Origin of the sequence: Geomicrobium sp. JCM 19055 (assembly GCF_000698185.1) — a bacterium.
Taxonomy (GTDB): domain Bacteria; phylum Bacillota; class Bacilli; order Bacillales; family Marinococcaceae; genus Geomicrobium_A; species Geomicrobium_A sediminis.
The window spans coordinates 1-20,023 of the sequence record NZ_BAXL01000009.1; the positions used below are offsets into that span (position 1 = coordinate 1).

The 20,023-nt window shown below is 40.9% G+C and carries 27 protein-coding genes and 2 pseudogenes; 17 read left to right on the forward strand and 12 right to left on the reverse strand.

Annotated features, from left to right (window positions below):
* From JCM19055_RS29105 to JCM19055_RS09055, 6 genes and pseudogenes are all read left to right on the forward strand, one after another.
* Positions 1-325 (forward strand): annotated as a pseudogene (locus JCM19055_RS29105) (hypothetical protein); the annotation flags it as partial.
* 277 nt (positions 326-602) lie between these two features.
* A complete protein-coding gene (locus JCM19055_RS09035) occupies positions 603-1,349 on the forward strand; it encodes a hypothetical protein (RefSeq protein ID WP_052366136.1) in 747 nt (248 codons plus the stop codon).
* 362 nt (positions 1,350-1,711) lie between these two features.
* Positions 1,712-2,104, forward strand: coding sequence for a type II toxin-antitoxin system antitoxin SocA domain-containing protein (locus tag JCM19055_RS29110; RefSeq protein WP_265181973.1), 393 nt, complete (start codon positions 1,712-1,714; stop codon positions 2,102-2,104).
* A gap of 407 nt (positions 2,105-2,511) precedes the next feature.
* A complete protein-coding gene (locus JCM19055_RS29115; protein ID WP_265181974.1) occupies positions 2,512-2,727 on the forward strand; it encodes a hypothetical protein in 216 nt (71 codons plus the stop codon).
* Positions 2,724-3,137: a hypothetical protein gene (locus JCM19055_RS09050; protein ID WP_042359508.1), complete on the forward strand. Its 414-nt coding sequence runs from the start codon at positions 2,724-2,726 to the stop codon at positions 3,135-3,137. Before JCM19055_RS29115 ends, JCM19055_RS09050 begins: the two co-directional genes overlap by 4 nt.
* A 187-nt stretch (positions 3,138-3,324) precedes the next feature.
* On the forward strand, positions 3,325-3,627 hold the full coding sequence (locus JCM19055_RS09055; protein WP_265181976.1) for a terminase small subunit: 303 nt from the start codon (positions 3,325-3,327) through the stop codon (positions 3,625-3,627).
* Between the two features lie 473 nt (positions 3,628-4,100).
* On the opposite strand, the gene JCM19055_RS09060 is transcribed toward JCM19055_RS09055, so the two are convergent.
* The gene (locus JCM19055_RS09060; RefSeq protein ID WP_042359509.1) at positions 4,101-4,439 is read right to left on the reverse strand and encodes a hypothetical protein; all 339 of its coding nucleotides are present in this window, start codon (positions 4,437-4,439) and stop codon (positions 4,101-4,103) included.
* Positions 4,440-4,603: 164 nt separating this feature from the next.
* Between JCM19055_RS09060 and JCM19055_RS09065 the strand changes: the two genes are divergently transcribed.
* A complete protein-coding gene (locus tag JCM19055_RS09065; RefSeq protein WP_042359510.1) occupies positions 4,604-4,963 on the forward strand; it encodes a YxeA family protein in 360 nt (119 codons plus the stop codon).
* A 34-nt stretch (positions 4,964-4,997) separates the two neighbouring features.
* Here the strand turns inward: JCM19055_RS09065 and JCM19055_RS09070 are convergent, their stop codons facing one another.
* Positions 4,998-5,663, reverse strand: a complete 666-nt coding sequence (locus JCM19055_RS09070; protein WP_042359511.1) for an SOS response-associated peptidase — start codon at positions 5,661-5,663, stop codon at positions 4,998-5,000.
* Between the two features lie 152 nt (positions 5,664-5,815).
* On the opposite strand from JCM19055_RS09070, the gene JCM19055_RS09075 reads away from it, so the two are divergent.
* From JCM19055_RS09075 to JCM19055_RS09090, 3 genes are all read left to right on the forward strand, one after another.
* Positions 5,816-6,034 carry a hypothetical protein gene (locus JCM19055_RS09075; protein ID WP_042359512.1) on the forward strand — a complete coding sequence of 73 codons (219 nt, stop codon included), beginning with the start codon at positions 5,816-5,818 and terminating at the stop codon, positions 6,032-6,034.
* Positions 6,035-6,943: 909 nt separating this feature from the next.
* Entirely contained in the window at positions 6,944-7,120 is a 177-nt protein-coding gene (locus JCM19055_RS27285; protein WP_193745372.1) for a hypothetical protein, read from the forward strand.
* Between the two features lie 10 nt (positions 7,121-7,130).
* Positions 7,131-7,736 (forward strand): peptidoglycan recognition family protein, encoded by a 606-nt coding sequence (locus JCM19055_RS09090; protein WP_042359515.1) that lies wholly within the window; start codon positions 7,131-7,133, stop codon positions 7,734-7,736.
* A 51-nt stretch (positions 7,737-7,787) separates the two neighbouring features.
* On the opposite strand, the gene JCM19055_RS09095 is transcribed toward JCM19055_RS09090, so the two are convergent.
* From JCM19055_RS09095 to JCM19055_RS29130, 10 genes are all read right to left on the reverse strand, one after another.
* Positions 7,788-8,525, reverse strand: coding sequence for a GerAB/ArcD/ProY family transporter (locus JCM19055_RS09095; RefSeq protein ID WP_042359516.1), 738 nt, complete (start codon positions 8,523-8,525; stop codon positions 7,788-7,790).
* A 49-nt stretch (positions 8,526-8,574) separates the two neighbouring features.
* Entirely contained in the window at positions 8,575-8,901 is a 327-nt protein-coding gene (locus JCM19055_RS26315; protein ID WP_152549823.1) for a GerAB/ArcD/ProY family transporter, read from the reverse strand.
* A gap of 82 nt (positions 8,902-8,983) precedes the next feature.
* Positions 8,984-9,184 carry a hypothetical protein gene (locus JCM19055_RS29125; protein WP_265181977.1) on the reverse strand — a complete coding sequence of 67 codons (201 nt, stop codon included), beginning with the start codon at positions 9,182-9,184 and terminating at the stop codon, positions 8,984-8,986.
* 639 nt (positions 9,185-9,823) lie between these two features.
* The gene (locus JCM19055_RS09105; protein ID WP_265181978.1) at positions 9,824-10,861 is read right to left on the reverse strand and encodes a DUF418 domain-containing protein; all 1,038 of its coding nucleotides are present in this window, start codon (positions 10,859-10,861) and stop codon (positions 9,824-9,826) included.
* Between the two features lie 427 nt (positions 10,862-11,288).
* On the reverse strand, positions 11,289-11,753 hold the full coding sequence (locus tag JCM19055_RS09110; protein ID WP_042359519.1) for a GNAT family N-acetyltransferase: 465 nt from the start codon (positions 11,751-11,753) through the stop codon (positions 11,289-11,291).
* 7 nt (positions 11,754-11,760) lie between these two features.
* Positions 11,761-12,390: a hypothetical protein gene (locus JCM19055_RS23410; protein ID WP_052366137.1), complete on the reverse strand. Its 630-nt coding sequence runs from the start codon at positions 12,388-12,390 to the stop codon at positions 11,761-11,763.
* Between the two features lie 45 nt (positions 12,391-12,435).
* Positions 12,436-13,704, reverse strand: coding sequence for an OFA family MFS transporter (locus tag JCM19055_RS09120; protein WP_042359520.1), 1,269 nt, complete (start codon positions 13,702-13,704; stop codon positions 12,436-12,438).
* A 216-nt stretch (positions 13,705-13,920) separates the two neighbouring features.
* Complete coding sequence (locus JCM19055_RS09125; protein ID WP_042359521.1) at positions 13,921-14,112, reverse strand: hypothetical protein; 192 nt, start codon at positions 14,110-14,112, stop codon at positions 13,921-13,923.
* A gap of 226 nt (positions 14,113-14,338) precedes the next feature.
* The gene (locus JCM19055_RS09130) at positions 14,339-14,803 is read right to left on the reverse strand and encodes a hypothetical protein (protein ID WP_042359522.1); all 465 of its coding nucleotides are present in this window, start codon (positions 14,801-14,803) and stop codon (positions 14,339-14,341) included.
* The gene (locus JCM19055_RS29130; protein ID WP_265181979.1) at positions 14,769-14,921 is read right to left on the reverse strand and encodes a hypothetical protein; all 153 of its coding nucleotides are present in this window, start codon (positions 14,919-14,921) and stop codon (positions 14,769-14,771) included. Before JCM19055_RS29130 ends, JCM19055_RS09130 begins: the two co-directional genes overlap by 35 nt.
* A gap of 165 nt (positions 14,922-15,086) precedes the next feature.
* On the opposite strand from JCM19055_RS29130, the gene JCM19055_RS27290 reads away from it, so the two are divergent.
* The 7 genes and pseudogenes from JCM19055_RS27290 to pucD all read left to right on the forward strand — a co-directional run bounded on the left by JCM19055_RS27290 (position 15,087) and on the right by pucD (position 20,018).
* Positions 15,087-15,236, forward strand: a complete 150-nt coding sequence (locus JCM19055_RS27290; RefSeq protein ID WP_193745374.1) for a hypothetical protein — start codon at positions 15,087-15,089, stop codon at positions 15,234-15,236.
* 122 nt (positions 15,237-15,358) lie between these two features.
* Positions 15,359-15,622, forward strand: coding sequence for an XdhC family protein (locus JCM19055_RS23415; RefSeq protein WP_052366138.1), 264 nt, complete (start codon positions 15,359-15,361; stop codon positions 15,620-15,622).
* Complete coding sequence (locus JCM19055_RS09135) at positions 15,589-16,371, forward strand: XdhC family protein (RefSeq protein ID WP_081833573.1); 783 nt, start codon at positions 15,589-15,591, stop codon at positions 16,369-16,371. The genes JCM19055_RS23415 and JCM19055_RS09135 overlap by 34 nt, the downstream gene beginning before the upstream one ends.
* 20 nt (positions 16,372-16,391) lie before the next feature.
* Positions 16,392-16,943: an NTP transferase domain-containing protein gene (locus tag JCM19055_RS09140; RefSeq protein ID WP_193745375.1), complete on the forward strand. Its 552-nt coding sequence runs from the start codon at positions 16,392-16,394 to the stop codon at positions 16,941-16,943.
* Positions 16,913-17,503, forward strand: a complete 591-nt coding sequence (locus tag JCM19055_RS09145; protein ID WP_042359524.1) for a xanthine dehydrogenase family protein subunit M — start codon at positions 16,913-16,915, stop codon at positions 17,501-17,503. The genes JCM19055_RS09140 and JCM19055_RS09145 overlap by 31 nt, the downstream gene beginning before the upstream one ends.
* Before the next feature lie 28 nt (positions 17,504-17,531).
* A complete protein-coding gene (locus JCM19055_RS27295) occupies positions 17,532-17,756 on the forward strand; it encodes a hypothetical protein (protein WP_042359525.1) in 225 nt (74 codons plus the stop codon).
* A pseudogene (pucD, locus tag JCM19055_RS09155) lies at positions 17,749-20,018 on the forward strand (xanthine dehydrogenase subunit D). The gene JCM19055_RS27295 and the pseudogene pucD overlap by 8 nt, the downstream one beginning before the upstream one ends.
* Positions 20,019-20,023 lie beyond the last annotated feature (5 nt).

Sequence of the window (20,023 nt, forward strand, 5' to 3'; positions counted from 1 at the left end):
TTACATAATACCAACTTGGGGTTGGGTCGGGGTCGATTTTTATAAATCGGCTCTTTTTGTGTTGCAAAACTTTCTTTTATGTATTCAATGTTCGTTACTCTTATTTTGGACTTCACAGCATGAAATCATTGGCGGGGCAATTAGAGACTTGAAGTATGCGATTGAGAGGACGGAGACGAGTAGGCGACCAGGTGCAAAGCAAGATATTGAGAGACGATCCGTGCACCAACGCACAATTTACATGGAGCCTAGCGCATTAGAGCAATTACGGCATAACATGTCAGAGGACAAACAAATAAGTCAGGCCAACCTTTCGCATCGATGACGCTCTATCTATGCTTACTGCTAGAGAGCGTGAGGTTTATGTAATGGTCAAGGCAGAGTTGCTCTCGTTGGAGCAGGCGACAAGGTATCTAGGGTGTGCAAGTCTACGGTGCAAAAGACCGTGGAGCGGGCAGAGTTAAAGATTAATAACCAGATTAATAATAGCCTCTTCTCCTTTGTGGGATGAGGTTTTTAGGTATTGTTGAATTATTGCCTTGAAATTACTCTTTATATATATATTTACCTCTAGTACAATTTAGTTAAAAAGGAGGATGAACTTGCCGCCTTTTGACGATAAAAGTTTTGGATACTCAGCCCGTGATTACTACGGAACAATTGAAGAGATTTTGCATACTATAAAAGATCATTACCTTGATTTTACTGAAGTGTGGATTAATGATTTAAAAGATAAGGGGAACAAGCCCTATAATTTGAAAAAGAAACAAGTATCTCATATGGTAAGCATAATGGACTCCTATGATCAATACGAGTTCAATAACAATTTTATTGAAATTCTAAATGACTATAATGAGTTTTTAACATTTTTAACGATTTACGATCTAGATTACCTGGAAGACGAATATTCACATCTTGATTTGAGGATGAGAGTAAAAGAGCCTCAATCTTATGTAAGTAAACTTCTTCATTATAGAATAAACAAAAATGAACTAGGAAAGATACCATTAAACAAATGTTTAAATGACCTTTTGGGACTAAGATTAATTGTGCCAGGTTTTAATTATAATTGCCCGGAATTTAAAGGATTATTTGAAAGTATCCAGAATAGGTTTAAAGAAAAGGGTTATAGGGTTAAACTAAATCATCAGTGCGTTGGTGATTATGAAGCAATTCACATATACTTCGATGGTGAGAACAATGCTCACTTTCCGTGGGAACTTCAAATTTGGAGCAAAGAACAGGCTAAAATTAATTATGATTCTCACGCATTACATAAACAAGCTTACACTGAGTGGGCGGGTGTTTATAAGGATATTCAAACATCTGAAAGAAAAGGAGGAGAGTAGAATGGTGAGTCATTTCATTGCAATTCAGAGTTCGTATGTCCAAGGAAAGAGAATAGGGTGGCATTCTATTAATGAAGATGAGATGGATAAAGGTCACATTCGCTCTTTCTTAATCAGATACAAACAGGCGTGCGGGAATGTACATTTAGGCATACACAAATTGAAAACGGACAGTAGATTAAAAAGATCAATTGCTGAAAAAGATAAGTTCTTTGAAGATGTAATATTTACGTCTGATATTGATGAATTCATTAACATTGCTAAAAGGGATGGAGAACTTACAGCTGATGACATTGCTCGGTTCATTCTCAGTATGTTGCCTGTTTCTCATCTGAAATTGCAGAAGTTAATATATCTAAGTTATGCTAGATATCTTAAAAAGACCGGAAAAAAAATTATTCAAAGAACCGATTGTTGCATACACTTATGGCCCTGTTGTCGAGTCTGTTTTCAAAGAATATAGAACTCATGGTAGAGATAACATTCAACAGGTTGAAGATCATGTATTTGAAATATTAGTTGAAGAGATGGCTGTTACTCCTTCATTCATGAGAATTGCTTCATCAAAACACGGTTTAGCAGCAATCGACTCTATATTAGTTGTTTTGGATAAATATATTGATTATAAACCATTCGAACTTGTGAAATTAACTCATAAGTCTGGTGGACCATGGTCTCAGGTTTACGAGGAGTACATGAACAACACGATAGAAGACTCTGTAATTGAACAATACCATGATGTGATCGAGGATTAGATTTTGTCATACGTTCGCCAACTATATATGAGAGCCGTTCTATTAAGCCACAACGAGGTTGGTCGTTGTGGCTTATTGAAATTGGAAAAACACTTAACTTTTAAGTTAGTTTATTATATAGTTAATTAAAACCATTTTGACGGTGATTATATGAATTTACATATAGATCCAGTAGCGATTATCTCAGTAGTAGGTTCTTTGATAAGCATTTTAAGTTTTTTTTATGCTTTTTATATAGGGAAGAAGACTAAAAAAATTACAAAACTCATTAATGTCGCTTCATATTCAAAAAGATTTTACAAGAAGTAAAAGCACTATACTTAAAAATCTAACAATTTCATATCGCTTAATTAAAGATAATAATATTATAGATCAAGTTAATATTGAAGAAAGTTTGATTGAATTGAATGTTTATCAAAAAAATATTATCTACGGAAACTACCAAGAATATAAAAAGATTGCGAAGGGATATTGAAAAATCTCATAAAGTTAAAACTGGTTCAGAAGATACTAAAAAGAATAGAGCATATAGAAAAATAATGTCGAGGTTATATGAACTTATAAGTACTCTAGAAAAAGATTTTAACGAAAAAGATAAATATCTTGAGGTGATTGTAAAATGATAGGAATTGATTTAGTTGATTTCCTCGAAAAGGCTGAAAAAGCAACATTGAATGGTGAAATGCATTGGGAGCCTGCGCCAACTGGTGCTAGAAAGCGGTTAATTCAACCTGAAATTAATTACGAACGATTGAACAATATCTACATCAGTACTAACAGTAACGGTAAGCTGGTAGCTGTAGGCAGTTATGATGAAAAAAAATACTATGATGTAGACGAATATAATTTTGAGAACGAGTACTTCTTAAGTTTTACTAATAAAGGTTATCAAGATGTACTAACATTTATTAGAGATGAGTCTACCGATGATAATTTAAGCGTTGATTTCCAAATTAAGTTGGGGAAGTTGCTTAGAATTGTACAGATACAGTCGACCAACCTTAAGGAGAACATAGATACTTGGTTCAATTAATATAAATCTGCACCCACTCGGGTGCTTTTTTTAATGCCTATATAACATCAAATTACAAGGAGGAAGCTGATATGTGTTGGGAAAGATGACCGAGAAGCTGACTACTTTATTATGCATGGCAATGCGCATCGGGCGGCGCTAAAAGCTGGGTATAGTGAGACGTATGCAAGGACGGATAGCCCACACCATGCTAGAAAATCCTAGATTTAAGCCATATATAGAGGATCGTCTACAACAACTCCAGAGTGAGAGGGTTGCCGATCAGCAAGAGATACTGGAATATTTGAAGGCTGTTATACGTGGCGAACACAAGGAAGAAACGCTACGAGGGGTCGGAGAAGGAGCGCAAACCATATCCGACACTTCCCGGCGCTTAAAAGCAGCAGAACTCCTTGGGAAACGCTACGCCATGTGGACCGAAAAACAAGAAGTTTCTGTTGAAGGTGCTATTCAATTTGTGGATGACATAGGTGATGAAGATGGCAACTAAAAAGCTATCTGAGTTCACCCCACCTGCAAAGAACACTAGTTCTACCAACCTAACGAAAAAGCCCAGTTCCACCTGAATTAGCGCTTTTTCAACAATTGATTACTTCTTATGGAATCTGCCTGTCGTACCTAACTTTTATTAGCATCTTGCATTCCGTGCTTTACTGCGATACGAATGATCCAATATAAGACGTACAAGCTAATTCCCCAAATAACGAGTGGAAATAATATGTTGCTGACGTTTATCATAAGGACACCCCCAATCAATGATAGAATTATCAATTAATTCTATCGGAGTCACACGGGGAATTCATTGAAATAAGAAGGTTCATATTGTATTCAAATCTACCTAATTCAATTCAATTCAATTCAATCCTTTCCCAAGCAAGATCCGAGGATTTAATTGCTTTGATCAGATCATTATCCTCTTGTCTTAGTTCGTAATTTTGTCCTCCTAACGACATGGTATCTTTATTAATATAAAAGATGAGCCGGCTCTGAGTCTCTTCGAAAAAAAACGACGAAACTGTACAGCTCTTCACCTCTTCTTTGATTAATAGCCGTTAATTCCATTTCAGTAGCAAGGTTCAAAAAGCTATTGATTTCCTCTGATTCTTCAAGTCTTGCGAATTCCTCTGTTGCATACATTTCTGAAGAGTGATCATAGATAAGTAGTTGGCTGAACTCCCCGTATTCTTCTTTCAAGTTCGTGATAATGCGGTCAAAAGTCGTTTGATTAATGAAGTTTATAGTTAATGTTAGTACACCTATTAAGACCATGAATGTCAAGAGCCATAGCCATAGCTTCCTCACCAAAGTAAGCTCCTTTTATCAGAATATGATGTAGCCTTATTCCATCATGCATTTTACCTTCACTACCTACGATCTTACAACATTGTAAGGGCAAGTAAGAAGAATCCATTTAAACAACGATTAAAAAGATTTACGATTAGGTAAAGATCGATAGGAGGCTAATTATGAGAAAGGCAATGATCGGTGTGAGCATTGGCGCATTCGTAATGATTGCAGCTTTAGTCGGTTTATATCAATCGTTAACTGATATGACACGGGTCAACATTAACCCATTTATCGAAGAAGAGTATTGGTTTGTACAAGTAGATGCATCAGGAATACTAGAGGAAGACGAACGTGGAAGTGTCTATTACGAACTTCCGGCAATACACGAAGATGGTGAAGAGGAAAAAGAAATTGAATTTACCGCTTTAAGTGAATTGCAAGAAGGCGCTTATTTGCAATTAACCTTAAAAGAAGATCACGTTATCACATACGATGAGGTCGAGGAAGACGATGTGCCAACACAATTGATCACGAATTAAGCACCCGATGTGGGTGCTTTTTTTTAGATCGTAGTTATAACGAATGAATAAGGTTCTCATGATTGTTGTACGGGCTGTTAACATCTGTAGACACCTCATACGCAATCATATCTCCAGCAGGGTAGGGCTCTAAGTAGCTAAGCAGATACTCCGAATCGGTCATTGTAGGGTCTAACCACGCTTCATAGTCAGCTGGTGTGAGGATGACGGGCATACGGTCGTGGATGTCTCTCATTAGTTCATTTGCTTCGGTCGTGATGATGGTACAGCTGTTTATCGCTTCGTCTCCATCACTCCATGTCTCCCACAACCCTGCAAATGCTAATGGATCACCGTTTTTCAGTTGGATGTGATAGGGCTGCTTTTTGCCATCAACGTTTTTCCATTCGTAAAAGCCTGAAGCAGGTATAATGCAACGGCGTTTCTTAAATGCAGTACGAAAGCTGTTTTTTTCATGAACGGTTTCTCCGCGCGCATTGATCATTTTGTATCCGATTTTAGGATCTTTAGACCACGATGGAATGAATCCCCAGCGTAAGGTTCCTAATCGGTTTTGTTGTCCATCGTTACGTACCGTAACGACTTGTTGAGTCGGCGCAACATTGTAACTTTCCTGATACTCATCTAGTGCTGTGATCGTTATATTAAAATGCTTTTGGAGCGACTGAAGTTGTTCAAAGAACGTAAATCGTCCGCACATGAGGTTGACCCCCTTACTTCGTTTTCACCACTTTTGGTTACTAGTAAGCTTGCGATTATAAAAGGGAAAATATACACGAACAAAAGTTCGTGAAAAGTCTTGAATTAGAATGTATGTTCGTATATGATTAAGAAAATGAACGGAGTGATGAGATGACGAAACGACAAAAGGAAGCGTTACAAGTTGCGATTGCTTTTATTGATACGAACGGTTTTTCTCCAACATTCCGTGAATTAAAAGAACGGTTAGGGTTGAAATCTCAATCAGCCGTCCATACGCTATTCATTCGTTTGAAAGAACAAGGTTATGTCACGTGGGAGTATGATCGACCAAGAACACTGAAGATCTTAGTGAAGGGGGTCGCTTCATGAGCAAGTATGTCCTTCAACATTCAAGGTCTACAAGTATGCCTATACAAATCATTTATGAGTCAAAGGATGGGTCCCTCAGTCAAAGACTTGTTACTGTGTGGCGAATGAATGAAGAGAACGTGTTGGTTTGGTGTCATAACAAGAAAGCCATTAGAAGCCTCCGAATTGAAAATATCCTATCAGCACAGAAAAGAAGACAAAGAATTGTGCATGATTACGCTTAAGAACGACGATAATCATCAAAAAATCCTCCATAACGACGCATTATTGATTATGGTTGTAGCTCTTTGTTAGCGAAATGATTAATCCTCCTTCATAACTGTTATATTCATAAATTTGAATGATAAAATATAACTATAGGAGTGGTAATCTTGGAAAATGATAAAATACAACTAGATATGTTAAAAAGCTTAATTACGAGCTCTTTTAAATTCGCGGAACTATCGTTAGAATCATTTACTTATGGTAAGCATGTAAGTGATTGTGACTGCATTCTTTCTGCCCAATTTTTAAGTATATCGCAAAACGAGATTTCCAAAACGAAGATCTATTATGCAAACAATATACAAATGGAGCATCATCATATTGAATTGTATTTCTCGGTACATAATCATTTTGTGCAAGATCTGACGGATGTGATCAAAAGTATAGATCCAGACGTCACATATGCAGAAAAAAAGTCTTGAGAACCTAAGAGATCAAAAGGATCAAGTGACGGCATTTATCGATTATTATCATAAAGTGATTAAGTAATTGAGCACCTTCGTGGTGCTTTTTTTTATTTTGCCTTGGTTCACACCAACCTAGACAAGAGTGACAAGCAATGAAGAGTGTTCATATACTAACACGAGCATTCTCTGATCTGGCGGAATCAGTGGTTTATGTTACTAAACAAAAGGAGTCATGAAAATGATCAAACCGACGATTTTAAGGTGGGGGAATTTAACTCCTATTCGTAAAGTTAGACGTATTATCATTCATCATCCTGCCGCCGTGAGATACTCGTATCTGCAAATCCACAACCAACATCGCAACCAAGGATGGTCAGGGGCTGGATACAATTATTATTTGCAAAAAAAACCATGAATTCTATGAGTTGCGAGGCTTAAATGTAGGTGCCCATGCGGCCAACCACAACAGCGATTCCTTAGGCGTCTGTGTTGAAGGGAATTATGATCGTGAACAAATGGATGAGACATTGTTTTTGCGATTTGTACAAGAAGTTAAAAAGTTAATGAATCAGCACGGGTTAACAGCAAGTGATGTGTATCGTCATAGTGATGTAGGGCAGACGAGTTGCCCTGGACGAAACTTTCCTTGGGCACGATTTAAGCAGCTCATTGCCCGGAGAGAAGAAGTGAAATCAATTGTGCATGAACCAAAACAAAAAGAGGTGATGTATGTGAAAGCGGAAGATTTCCAGTGGTCATCAGGAAAAGAACAATTCGAAGCGGTGATTAATCGACACGGTAACAAAAATGAGCAAGATGCGTATAAAGCAGGCAAGCTAACGGTTAGTGACGCACTAGGTGTATTGTCAAAAGGCATTCTAGCAGAACCTTCTCAAACTGTGCCTAGCACACACAAAAGTGCTTGGGAGGATCTAACGAAGAGAGGCATATTTAACGGAAAGAACCCGAATCATCCGATTACACGGGCGCAACAAGCAACAGTGATTAAGCGGATTGAGGAAGGGAATTAAATACGCTAACAGAAGAAAGGCCTACGGTATTGTACGTAGGTCTTTCTTCTGTTAACGATGATTCGTGACGCTGTATTCAATGCTTCGATTCTTTAGTCTCATGTGCAATAAAAGTATGAAAAACAGAGCGAACGATGCGATTGAAATATAAATGGACCATGAACGATAAAATTCAATTTCTTCAATCGTATTCGCGGTGTAGTATGCTGCGACAACAACGATGATTGCTCCTGTAAAGATTTGTAGCGTTTTTGATGGCTTAACGTTAATGGAGCGCAACACGTCTGAAATCACGTGTTTGTAAACACATAAGGAGAAGAACATCGTGAAATACCAGATCACAAAAAGCGAAGACTTTAACGCAAATGCATCGCTTAACATTCCTGAATTCTGCATCGTGCGAAATGCAGGGAAAACTTCCATGCTCGTCAGTTTCGGTCCAAGAGCATTAATGGTAAAGAAATTAAGGAGTGCCAATATAATCACGGAAAGCAAGTAACCGATTTTAATCCCTTTAATTGTCCCTTTGAAGTTCGAAGCATGGCGGGGATAAAGGTAAAAAAGAATTAAAATGTTGTCGATCACGCTTTTTATTAAATAAAAGCCTACTGACTTTACGTAGTGATCGTATGGATACTGGAACATCGGCAAAAACTTATCAAATTCTATGTCTCGTACAAAGGCAAGTAAGGTTAAGACAATTAAGAGTAGAACAAATGGGCCTACGAGTGTCGATGTAGTCACAATTGTAGTAAAGCCTGAGATTGTTGCGTACACAATAATGATCATCAATAGAATCAGGACTACGATATGCGGTGTGCCATCGAGTAGCGTGTTATTAATAAATAGCCCAAAAAAAGTTTAAGTGAGAAACGAGTAACGATACAGGTTGGAAGAGAAATAATAAGGCTAAGATCATGCCAGCCTTAGAACCAAATGAGTTCTTTAGACTTGTGATTAAATCATAGTCCGGTAACGTCTTGAATAAATACGATACGACTACAATTAACAAATAGCCTATGAAGCAACCGACTAGTGGGATCCACCAAATCTCATGACCAACATCAGGGGCAATGTTGTAAGGCAAACTCAATAAGGTAGAATTGCTAAAAATGAACAAAGAGATAAAGAGAGCGTTTGTATTTAAAGAGGCAGGAGTGTTCATAGCACTATCTTGATCATTTTACGCGGGATTATTCAGAAAGGGCTTCTGTGGCTAAACATTTCCCACTATCATCTGCTGTACATTATTCTTGATCTTCATTCGTAGGTAGTACGAATGTGAGTGATGAAAGAGTAATTAATGAAAGAAAGAAAGCGAAAGGTATTCCAAGAGATGCAAAGACAATCAGAATCGTATCGGCTGCGAAATAGGAGCCTAATGCTACAGACAACCCATAACTTGCAGGGCCGAGTAAAGCGAGTAGAATGGTGATTCTTTTGTACACTCGATGTAAGGTTGGGTGTTTTTTTCGGGTTTCGAATTGCATCATTTACACGTTTACGATGTGTAATACCAAAAGTGACATGGCAAATAAACAGGCTTAATAGTAATAATCCAAGCCAGATATTTTCATTAAATACTCGCCATGATGCAATGAGAATGATGACAGTTGAGATGTTAATTACAATAGTCCCGTACAGAAGGCGTAGTGGTTCCTGTTCATATTGCTTCAATAATACAAATACTACTGAATAGATGAATAACAAAGCGATAATGCTCGCAAAACCCCATGCAAATGCTTGGCTCCAGACCGGTGAAGCTGCTGCGGCGAATGAAGCAACGCTAGGGAGAATTAACAGTCCAAGATAGCCCCACCGCATCGGTTTAACCTTTTGTTTTTTTACTTCTGCCATAATTCCTCAGTCTCCTTTAGAATTAATCGATCGTGTTCATGATTAGAGTTGTAATCTTTAGTAACAACGTACGTGATCAAAATCCAGAAAGTTTCAATATGAGGTGCTTCTTTCATTTTTATCATAATGTCGCGATTATGCTAGCAGCATGAGGTTGAAGCTCTGACGAATCAAATCTAGAAACACAAATTAAAACCCTACCATAGCAATTCTATGGTAGGGTTACGCGCTTAACGATAAACAAATTTACGGAAAAGGAAATCGAACGGGCCTGCTTTTTGTTTTAGTTCCAGGATGGTCGCCATTCCTACAGATGATAACCATACAAGGAATGTGAGTACCCATACTTGTGCAATGCTTAACGTACTCGCTAACCCGAAGACTGCTGGTGAGAGGAGAACGATCAGCAAGATTTCATTCACGATAAAGAAAGTGAGTGAGCGTTTTCCGAGTGCTGTAATTCCGGTTACGATAGGATTTGTCTTCTTTAAATGTGGTCCGATGAGTCCGAACAGTGCTGCATAACCACACCCTCCAGCGATCCCACTCATCATGTGAATCGTAAAGATGATTCCGAATAGGCTCGGCTGTTCGACCGTGATGACCCCGTTACTATGCAGAGCATGTGGAATTGCACCGATGATTGAAATGAGAATACCACCAACCGCAATTTTCTTAAGGAGGGAGCGGTGTTTTGGATCTTCATTTAACAAGCCTTTTCGACCGAACCAAATGCCTAACATAATGGATAGAATGACAGGCAGTGCAAAGTTCCCGAACAGCGGAGCGCCAGTGAAGAACATGACGAGTTGATTGAGCATCGTTTCCCAATAACCCTCACCTGTCATGAACATGTTTTCCATGCCAACAGAGGCCATGTTGGCCCAAAAGATTGGCAGTAGTAGGGCAAATCCAATGGTGAGAGCGATCATCGCTCTGACGAGTGTTTTATCACTTCGATATAAGAACCAATGAACGAGTAATAATCCTGCACCGTAAATGGCTAGTATGTCTTTTCCGCCAATAATGACAGAGAGCACGAACCCGAAGAAAAGTAGTGCGATCGCTCTGCGGTTTATTGAACGTCGAATATCGAGTCTAGATTTTTCTCGCTTCATGTAACTGCGGATGACGAGCGTAATCCCGTAACCGAATAATAAGGCAAACATTGCGCGAGCACGGTTATCAACAAAGAGAACCGAGGTGTAATTGAGGATCGTATCGATGAACCCGCCACTTTCGGGGCGAGTAAGGATGGTACCACTCAAGAAGATTTGTGCATGCGCAAGGGCGACGAGTAGTAGCATAAGCCCCCGTGCGAGGTCGAAAGAGATGTATCTTTTTTTTCGTCAAAAATCCCACTCCTATGTGTCTAGTCTAAGTTCGTCTGAAAATCGGTGGTGATTGTTAATGAATCTAAAAACGTGCTAGAGGTCCAGTTCCAACGGTAAAGCATTGGAAGGTGTTCTATACGAAGGAATTAACGGTTGTTTCTGTCATTCATAACTCAAGAACAATACGTCATCATGACATAAATTAACACGACTACGTGAAGCACTACAATAGGTCGTCTCTCTTCATTTGTTTGGTTGTAAACGCATGTAAGCGCTTTTGGTGACGATCTTCATAGGTGTGAAGTATACGACTTTCTGAGAACACAAAAAAGAGCGTCAAAATAGACGCTCCGTTTTCCAACTAGTATTGATTTGTATGGGTTTCATATAATGGAATGGAATCTCCAGATGGACCGTACGCTAAGCCGATTTGCTTCCAACCATACTTTTCATAATAGCCTTCTAAGTCAGAGGTAAGGTACAACGAGTCGTAGCCCCGATTTGCGGCTTCTTTTAAGCCGTGCTCGAGTAATTTAGCTCCTAATTGCTGGCCGCGATGGTCTTCGCTTACGTATAAGCACGCTAGCCAAGGGCGCAAATCTTGACGACTGTTCAAGTCGTTTCGAAGAAGCGCATACGTTCCGATGATGGCGTTTCGATCATCAATCGCAACGTAGAAGCTCGGAAGTTCAGAAGGGTCTTGCAAGCTATGAACCATCGCATCTTCATAAAAAACTTTGCCGCCTTCTTCACCCCATGTTTTCCAGTAAAGGTCAACGGCCTCATTGAATTGTTCGTTCTTATCGGTTAATTGGATGACCTGCATGGATCCCTCATCCTTCCTGTGTGTGTTTGCCAATCCAAACGTTCCCGGAGTCAATCAAGTAGAGGAGATCTCCGTTTGGAAGAACCATCGTTTCATAGACATTTCGTTTGTAACGATCTAATTCTTGTCTCGTTATGAGGTCATCCTCGAGCCATCCGTCAAAAATTTCTTTCGTCCAATCGGTCGTATGAATACACACTTGCCAGTTCATGTCGTTTACCTTCATCGGATCGTTTACGAATTTGTCAGTAGGAAACGCTCGTTGTTGCTCTCGCTGTTGGAACGTTTGGTCATAAAAATGGAGGCAATCACGATACGAAACGACGACTTGCGATTTCATAAAGTCTGGCTCAAACAACCAAACCATTAAATCGTAAGGCTCGTGTAACGATTGAAGTTGTTCATGCCACGAATGATACACGTCCAATACCGCATCGAATACTTCCCGAACAAACCAAGCAGGTAGTTTCCCTTCGAAGGAAAAGTAAAAAGGATGAATGGTTAATTTAACGTATGTCCGTTTGTGTGCGTGTAATTCTTCGAACGGGAACGCCATTGCGTGACGTTTCCAACGTTCAATCTTTCGTTTATGCCGCTTCCAGCCTCGAATTTTCTTCTTCTTTGAATGATAATGCATCGTTTCACCTTTGTTTAATTCGTGCTAGTGACCATCATTAAGAGATTACGCACTAACCGAAGAGTCAGCATCCACTTTTTGCGATTTTACCCGTTTAATATTGATCTTCATTAAAATGGCGGTTACGAGTGCGACTGCGAGAAGAATCGTAAACAAGACGAACGCGGATGTGAATTCTCCTGTACGTTCAAACGTAAGACTCACAGCCATCGGACCAACAATGCCTGCCATCGCCCAAGCGGTAAGTGTGTATCCGTGGATCGCACCGAGTTGCTTTGTACCGAACAAGTCGCCGATAAAAGCGGGAAGGCATGCAAAGCCACCACCGTAACACGTCATGATCAAGTAAAGAAGAATGGAGAAAGCGACTTCGTTCGTTGTGAACGGTAAGGCGATAAAGGCGCCGAGTTGAATAATAAAGAAAATGATGTACATATTCGCTCGACCAATGTAATCAGAAAAGCTAGCCCAACCGATTCTCCCAATTCCGTTAAAGAAGCCCATCACGCCAACGACTGTCGCTGCGAATGCAGAAGTTGCACCGGTAATCGTTTCTGTCATGTTGGCAGCAACCGCAAGCAACATAATTCCTGCAGAGATGTTAATGAACATCATCACCCAAAGAAAGTAAAAGCGAGCGGTACGAAGCGCTTCGTTTGCCGTAAGTTGAGCCAGGTCGACGGCAACGGTACGCGGCTGTTTACGTTCAGAATCGGTTTGCATGTTTTCTGGTTTCCAGCCTTCAGGAGGTGGTGAAAGGTAGCTCGCACCACTGACCATTAAGACGAGATAAAGTGTACCGAGAATGTAAAAGGTCATATGAATGGACGTTTGATTCATAAGAAATTCTGCAAACGGGCTCGTAATTAACGCACCAGCACCGAAACCGAGAACGGCCATCCCAGTTGCGAGTCCGCGCCGGTCAGGAAACCATTTAACGAGCGTTGAGACGGGCGATATGTATCCGATTCCGAGTCCAATTCCACCAACAACACCGTAAAAGAAAACAAACATGGCAATGCTTTCAAGTTGAATAGCTAATCCCGCACCAAATGTCCCTGAGACGAACAGAGCGGTTGATATGAGTGCTGATTTCTTCGGACCGTTACGTTCTACGAACTTTCCCATAAAAGCGGCACTCATTCCAAGAAAGAAAATCGCAACCGTAAATGCAAGCGTAACAGACGTAATCGCCCATCCGAGAGAATCATTAATCGGGTTTTGATAAACGCTGTACGCATACACTGAGCCGATCGACAAATGAATGGCAATCGCAGAGAGGGCGATAAGCCAACGATTTCGGTGTGCTTCCATCAAAAGAACCCCTTTCAAAAATTATTTAAAAATTAATAATACACAAATAATAATAAACGCTTTAAATCGTCGTGTACAGTTAATCGCATCATAAAAGAAGAGGAGTGTGGCAAGCTTGGCTAACTAGACGAAACAAAAAAAGGCGCGATAGGCAATCCTGCCGACGGGAATACCCCGTTCCATCGCGCTTTTAAATGATCTTCAGATTATACAGTTTTATACTTCGTATTGATTCCCGTCATTAAGTTTTTTTGCTGCAACGTCATCTTCGGCTTTTTGCTTGCTCACTTTGTCAACGTAGGCTCTTAGCGTATCACTCTCCCTTTTGAAAAAAGCTTCGCTAATAATCCCTTGTTGCCGTGCGATATCGAGCACTTTAATTTTCTTGAGTGCATCATGATAGTTCATGACAGAAACTCCCTACCTTTAATTTTTGTCTAACGATCCATTTAACTCTTCATCCTGGAATTTCAATGCATCGAACATTTGCAGATAGGCAAGCTCAATACACTTCGCATATAAACATATTATATTACGTGATTCTTGATTAAATGGTGAAAGTGAATCGACGGTTAAAATGCCTAAGTTTAAGATAGGTATGCAAATAAGGCTTTTGTAATTCCCTCTAGATTCTTCATTTTTTTAACCAATCAGGATCTTCAGTGACATCATCAAGGTCGATGATTTCGTTTTTGCGATAACAACGCCCGCCTGTTGAATTATCGATGTCCAATTTTCGGCTGTTCGTATAATCTTTTGGGAAATTGAAACTTCCTGTATGGAAATCTAACGTATTGGTCGTAGGGCTACTGAGCCAGACGGCGCATCGCTTACTATCGCCTCTTGAACTCGATAGTGATAACGGAAGTGTATCGATGATTTTCTTAATGACTTCAAGAGATTCTTCGTACGTTTGATGACAATCGTTTCGAAGTTCAATAAGGTCTTCAAACAAATGATTAATGCTTTGTAATGAATGGTGGTATTGGGTGTTGGCGTCTTGTAAGTCATTGTTTTGGCTCGTTAAGGTTGAATTCTCTTGAGAGATGGCAAGAGCAGATGATTCACTTTCTAATGCCCTGAGTACATTTTTTTGCAAATCGACTCAAATAAAATGAACCGAGCACTAAGCCTATGATCAAGAGGATGGACAACACGGCGAATGTCCAATCGGGCATTCGGTCGATAATGCGAATCATAACATCTTCACCAATCATAATCCGAATCCCTCCATTACTATATGATATACAAGCAGTTTATTAATGGTGAAAACGCATTAGAAGGGATTGCTTTAAAAATAGATCATTAAACATAGGTCTGTTTTCAAATGTAGCGTAGGTAAGAAGATTTATGTAAGGTCATCTTCCATGAGCGATTGAACAGTGACCGATGGAAGAGCAAACGATGCGTTGTACATTGTGATCGTAAAGCAAAAGGAAGCCGTTCTTTTGTACAAAATGATACAAAAACCAACGCTTCATTTAGTTAATCTAACCAATGACGAGTCGTTAGACGAGCGATACGATGGGTAATATTGGTAGCTGGAACAAAGATCGTTGATAGAAAATCTAACTAAAAATCATAAGAACAACGTGTTTTTTTCTTATACTGGTTAGTAAAACCTTTCGTGAAGCTAACTTAAGGAGTGAGAAAAATGGAGAACATGCATGAAATCTTAGATTATATAGAAACGTCGACGGACCGTTCGATGGTGGCAACGGTTATTCATGTTGAAGGTTCTGCCTATCGAAAAGAAGGTGCATCGATGCTCGTCACAGCTGAGGGGAATCAAGTAGGAGTGATGAGTGCAGGGTGTCTAGAAGAAGATATCATGGCTCGCTTTGAACATGTTTGGCATCACGGGCAGATGTGTATGAATATGACATGCGTAGTGACGATCCATTTTCTTGGGGAGTGAACAATAGTGGTTGTAATGGAATTGTTACCGTGCTGCTTGAGCCACTCACGGAGAAGCTTCGAAGCGAGCTTTTGCACGTAAAGGCTGAACTTATGAACGGTCACGCGATCCAAGTGTTGAAGTCAATTCAAAAGGACGACGTACAGACGTTGTATCAAAGTACGTCTAACGATCACTTTGGAGAATTATCATTATTGAAGCAAGCGGTTGATGTTCCCATGCGTAGTGGCATGTGGCAAGAGATGTTCGTTCATCGATATGAGCCCAAACCACGACTTTTTCTTTTCGGAGCAAATGTTGATGCAAGACCTGTCGCATCGTTTGCAGCAGCGTCGGGGTTCGACGTCATCGTTAGTGATTGGCGCAGCGGTCTATGCCAAGATCACTATTTTCCTCATGCAACAAAGTTCATCATAGGGTTTCCTAAAGAAACGATCCCGACCATTTCATTTAGACCGATGGATTATGTTGTTGTAATGACACATCATTTTCATTACGATCGTGACATTGTCATCTCACTACAAGACTTGTCGCTTCGGTATTTAGGTATTCTAGGATCTAAAAAAAGAACGAGGCGACTTCTAGGCACTTCCATTATTCCGTCTACCATTACAACACCACTCGGACTGTCAATTGGCGCTGAAGGGCCAGAACAAATTGCAATCAGTGTGGTCGCACAGTTAATTGAAGAAGAACAAAAAGGAGACGTCCAACGTTCGCTATGGGATACACAATCGGCATCTATTTAGCAGCGGGAAGTAGCTCAAGAATGGGAAGAAACAAATTAGCCCTCCCATTGTTCCATACGACACTCGGTTCGGTTGCATTAAAAGTCGCACTTCAAAGTAATCTGGATGAAGTCTTGATCGTAAAACGAGCGGAAGATCATCTAGAATGGGTCGATTCGTCATGTGAGGGTCAATTCCAATCCGTCACGTGTTGTGATGCACATTTAGGGCAGGCGCATTCGATTGTTACAGGCATTAAAGCTGCGATAACACGTGGTGCAGATGCAGTGATGATTATGTTGGCCGATCAACCATTTCTACGAGTGCATCATCTAAATGCGATGATGGAGGCTGCGACAAAGGAGCGTGTTCAGTATATCGGTACAAATGTGGAAGGGCGTACACAACCACCCCTTTTATTTTCGAAAGAAGTCTTTCCAGACTTAATGAAGCTTGAAGGTGACGTCGGTGCCAGGAGACTATTGCCGACGCTTACTGGAATGAGTCTCAATATAAAGGAAAGCAGGGAAGCGTATGACATTGATACAGAGGAAGAGTATACATGGTTAATCAGTCAACAGAGCATACCGTAAAGGCAAATACCGTAGTCCGAAGTGCACATTCTATTAAGGAAGCTCTAGCGTTAAAGGCGCGACTTCCTAATTCTAGTCGGTTTATTTCTGGTGGTACCCTCATTCAATTAGAACGTGAGCAAGGCAACGAGTTGCCTGAGCAATTGATAAGTTTGGAACGTATTCCATCGTTATTTGGAATTGAAGAGACAGAAGATTATGTACTCATAGGGGCGGCGACACCACTGAATCAATGTGCAAGCGTCGAGCTTTTACAGACCGTGATTCCAACAGTTGCGTCCAAGGCGGTGAGAAACCGGGCCACGCTCGGTGGGAATTTGATGTACACGTGTGGCGATACGATTCCCGCACTAATTGCGCTCGGGGCAACGGTGTCGATCGTTGAAGAAAATGGAGAACGTACCGTTTCGGTCGTGGACTTTCTTCCATTAAGAGTAAATGAGCCTATCGTTACGCAGATTCAAATACCGAAAGAAAAGAAGGCATCATTTTTTTTACCAAAAAGTTGGCTTTCGAAAGTCATTTTCGAAGTCGCAGTTAACGGTTGCAAGCAGGATTAGCATCGACAAACAACGTGTTCAAAGCAACGTGCGTCTAGTCTTTAGTGACGGAGAGCGGGCTGCAATTCGTTTACCCACAACCGAACGAGTACTAGAAGGGCAGAAGCTCACGAAGAGAGTCATTCAAAAGGTGAGTGAATCTTTAAATGAAGAGTTGGCACGTATCAAAACAGCAACGACGTATCAACGTATGGTTACGAAGAATCTATTCATCTCAGAATTGATCAACCGAACGGAGGGATCTCTTGAGTAAATCACGCAAACGACCGGATGGGAACGACAAAGTGACAGGACAGTTAGCGTATTTAACCGATCGAACTTTTCCAGAAATGTTGTATGCGAAAGTGTTAAGAAGTGCCTACCCTCATGCGCTAATTCGTTCAATTTGTACAGAGCGAGCGAAAGAGCTTCCAGGAGTTAAAGCAATCATTACACATCAAGACGTATCTGGCGTCAATGGCTTTGGCATTATTACTCCTGATCAACCTGTGTTTTGTGATGAGACCGTACGTTTTATCGGTGATGCGGTCGCGGCTGTTGCAGCGACAAGCGTAGAAGTCGCTGAAGAAGCGATAAAGCGTATTGACGTAACATACGATGTTTTGCCTGTACTTGACGATCCGGTGAAAAGCTTAGCGAAAAACGCACCAAAACTGCGCGATGACGGAAATGTGTTGTATAAAAAGAGTTTTACAAAAGGGGATGTGGCCGAAGGATTTAAGCACTGTACGGCGGTCGTTGAAGAAACGTATCACGTTCCAAGACAGATGCATGCGTATATGGAGACAGAAGGTGGTGTTGTCGTACCTGAGGCTGATGGGGGCATTACAGTCTATATGGGAACGCAACATGGTTTTAAAGATCAATTTCAATTGTCTCGTATTCTTGATGTACCTAAAGAGAGCATTCGCATCGTCTCAAGCCCGATGGGAGGATCATTTGGAGGGAAAGATGAATTAAACGTTCAACCGTACGCAGCGCTTTTGGCACTAAAAACGAATAAACCGGTAAAGCTCCACCAGACCCGTGCTGAATCAGTCATTTCAAGCATTAAGCGGCATCCGATGGCAATTACGATTAAAACAGGGGCAGATGAAACGGGAAAAGTAATCGCGCACGATGTCAAAATCGTCGCTGACACAGGTCCGTATGCAACGCTTGGACCTGCAATATTGGATTTCGCAGTAGAACATAGTGCCGGTCCGTATCGTTTCGAACACATAGCGGTCGATGGCACATCGGTGTTGACGAACAATGCCGTGTCTGGAGAGTTTCGAGGGTTCGGGGGTAACCAAATTACGTTCGCCCTAGAAAATCAAATGGATCGTCTTGCTGAGCAGGTAGGGATGTGCCCATTGGCATTACGAAAGCTGAATTTACGAGGCGAGCATGATCTAGGACCGCTCGAGCAACGGATCGTACCGACAACCGGTGCAAGTGACGTGCTTGAGAATGTCGAACGATTAAAAGATCAACTTGAATTCAAAAAAGACCATCCGTTTGTTCGCACAGGTGTAGGGATTGCGATGGCCATGCACGGTGGGGATTAGGCTTTGGGCGTTTAGATGGTGCTGGAGGAAGGTTATCTCTAAGCGATGAAGGGAAAATCGACGTTTCTTTTGGCTTTGAAGAGGTAGGTCAAGGAATTGTTGCGGTCATTGAAGAATTAACAATAGCAGCACTGCAGTGTGATGAAGACGACATTACAATTACGATTGGTGATACGAACCGCGTTCCACATTCAGGTTCAACAACGGCATCCCGAGGGACGAGTATGGTATGGCACGCCCTTGAGCGAATGAAGCAGGAGTTCAAAGAGAAACTTTGTGAACAAGCTGCATTAATTACGGATGAGCCAGTGAATGACCTATGTTTAGGGACCGGTGGGATTTATAAGGGCGAGGAGCAAGTACTCACATATCGGTCGTTACGTGAACAAGTAACAAGTGAAGCGAATGTTGTCGTGGAGACGACGTTTGATTTTCCGACAACACCAGATGAAGTTGACGGTGGGCATTATTTGTACACGTTTGCAGGGGTTTTAGCAGCCGTTGAAGTTGATCTTCTTACCGGTCAAGTGACTGTTACTCATTTGCATCAAGCGATTAGTGCAGGTGAGGTCGTTAATGAGCTTGGCTATAAAGGTCAAATTGAAGGTGGCGGTGTGATGAGTCTCGGTTACTCGATTATGGAAGACATGGGAATGGAGCAAGGGCACTATTTGAAACCGAACTTTGATACGTACATGTTGCCAACAATTTCCGATGTACCAAGGTTAACGGTGGATAGCATTGAGAAGCTTCCAGATGGAGATGTACACGGACCACGAGGTGTCGGTGAAATCGGTACCGTAGCTGTCGCTCCTGCAATTACGAAAGCAATTCATGATGCACTCGGCATTTGGATAAACAAAATACCTGTTGATCCTTCAACGATTCTTCAGGCTGTAGAAAAGGAAGGTGCTACATGGTGGAACGAGTTCGAGAACGAGCAACCGATTGTAAGCCACAAATGATTAGC

What these genes read in the sequence shown, in the direction of transcription:
- JCM19055_RS29110 (WP_265181973.1), top strand. Translation starts at nt 1,712, where the DNA reads ATGCTAGATATCTTAAAAAGACCGGAAAAAAAATTATTCAAAGAACCG.
- JCM19055_RS29115 (WP_265181974.1), top strand. Translation starts at nt 2,512, where the DNA reads ATGTTTATCAAAAAAATATTATCTACGGAAACTACCAAGAATATAAAA.
- JCM19055_RS09050 (WP_042359508.1), top strand. Translation starts at nt 2,724, where the DNA reads ATGATAGGAATTGATTTAGTTGATTTCCTCGAAAAGGCTGAAAAAGCA.
- JCM19055_RS09055 (WP_265181976.1), top strand. Translation starts at nt 3,325, where the DNA reads ATGCTAGAAAATCCTAGATTTAAGCCATATATAGAGGATCGTCTACAA.
- JCM19055_RS09065 (WP_042359510.1), top strand. Translation starts at nt 4,604, where the DNA reads ATGAGAAAGGCAATGATCGGTGTGAGCATTGGCGCATTCGTAATGATT.
- JCM19055_RS09070 (WP_042359511.1), bottom strand. Translation starts at nt 5,663, where the DNA reads ATGTGCGGACGATTTACGTTCTTTGAACAACTTCAGTCGCTCCAAAAG.
- JCM19055_RS09075 (WP_042359512.1), top strand. Translation starts at nt 5,816, where the DNA reads ATGACGAAACGACAAAAGGAAGCGTTACAAGTTGCGATTGCTTTTATT.
- JCM19055_RS27285 (WP_193745372.1), top strand. Translation starts at nt 6,944, where the DNA reads ATGATCAAACCGACGATTTTAAGGTGGGGGAATTTAACTCCTATTCGT.
- JCM19055_RS09095 (WP_042359516.1), bottom strand. Translation starts at nt 8,525, where the DNA reads ATGATCATTATTGTGTACGCAACAATCTCAGGCTTTACTACAATTGTG.
- JCM19055_RS26315 (WP_152549823.1), bottom strand. Translation starts at nt 8,901, where the DNA reads ATGAACACTCCTGCCTCTTTAAATACAAACGCTCTCTTTATCTCTTTG.
- JCM19055_RS09110 (WP_042359519.1), bottom strand. Translation starts at nt 11,753, where the DNA reads ATGCAGGTCATCCAATTAACCGATAAGAACGAACAATTCAATGAGGCC.
- JCM19055_RS23410 (WP_052366137.1), bottom strand. Translation starts at nt 12,390, where the DNA reads ATGCATTATCATTCAAAGAAGAAGAAAATTCGAGGCTGGAAGCGGCAT.
- JCM19055_RS09120 (WP_042359520.1), bottom strand. Translation starts at nt 13,704, where the DNA reads ATGGAAGCACACCGAAATCGTTGGCTTATCGCCCTCTCTGCGATTGCC.
- JCM19055_RS09125 (WP_042359521.1), bottom strand. Translation starts at nt 14,112, where the DNA reads ATGAACTATCATGATGCACTCAAGAAAATTAAAGTGCTCGATATCGCA.
- JCM19055_RS29130 (WP_265181979.1), bottom strand. Translation starts at nt 14,921, where the DNA reads ATGATTGGTGAAGATGTTATGATTCGCATTATCGACCGAATGCCCGAT.
- JCM19055_RS23415 (WP_052366138.1), top strand. Translation starts at nt 15,359, where the DNA reads ATGGAGAACATGCATGAAATCTTAGATTATATAGAAACGTCGACGGAC.
- JCM19055_RS09135 (WP_081833573.1), top strand. Translation starts at nt 15,589, where the DNA reads ATGCGTAGTGACGATCCATTTTCTTGGGGAGTGAACAATAGTGGTTGT.
- JCM19055_RS09140 (WP_193745375.1), top strand. Translation starts at nt 16,392, where the DNA reads ATGGGAAGAAACAAATTAGCCCTCCCATTGTTCCATACGACACTCGGT.
- JCM19055_RS09145 (WP_042359524.1), top strand. Translation starts at nt 16,913, where the DNA reads ATGGTTAATCAGTCAACAGAGCATACCGTAAAGGCAAATACCGTAGTC.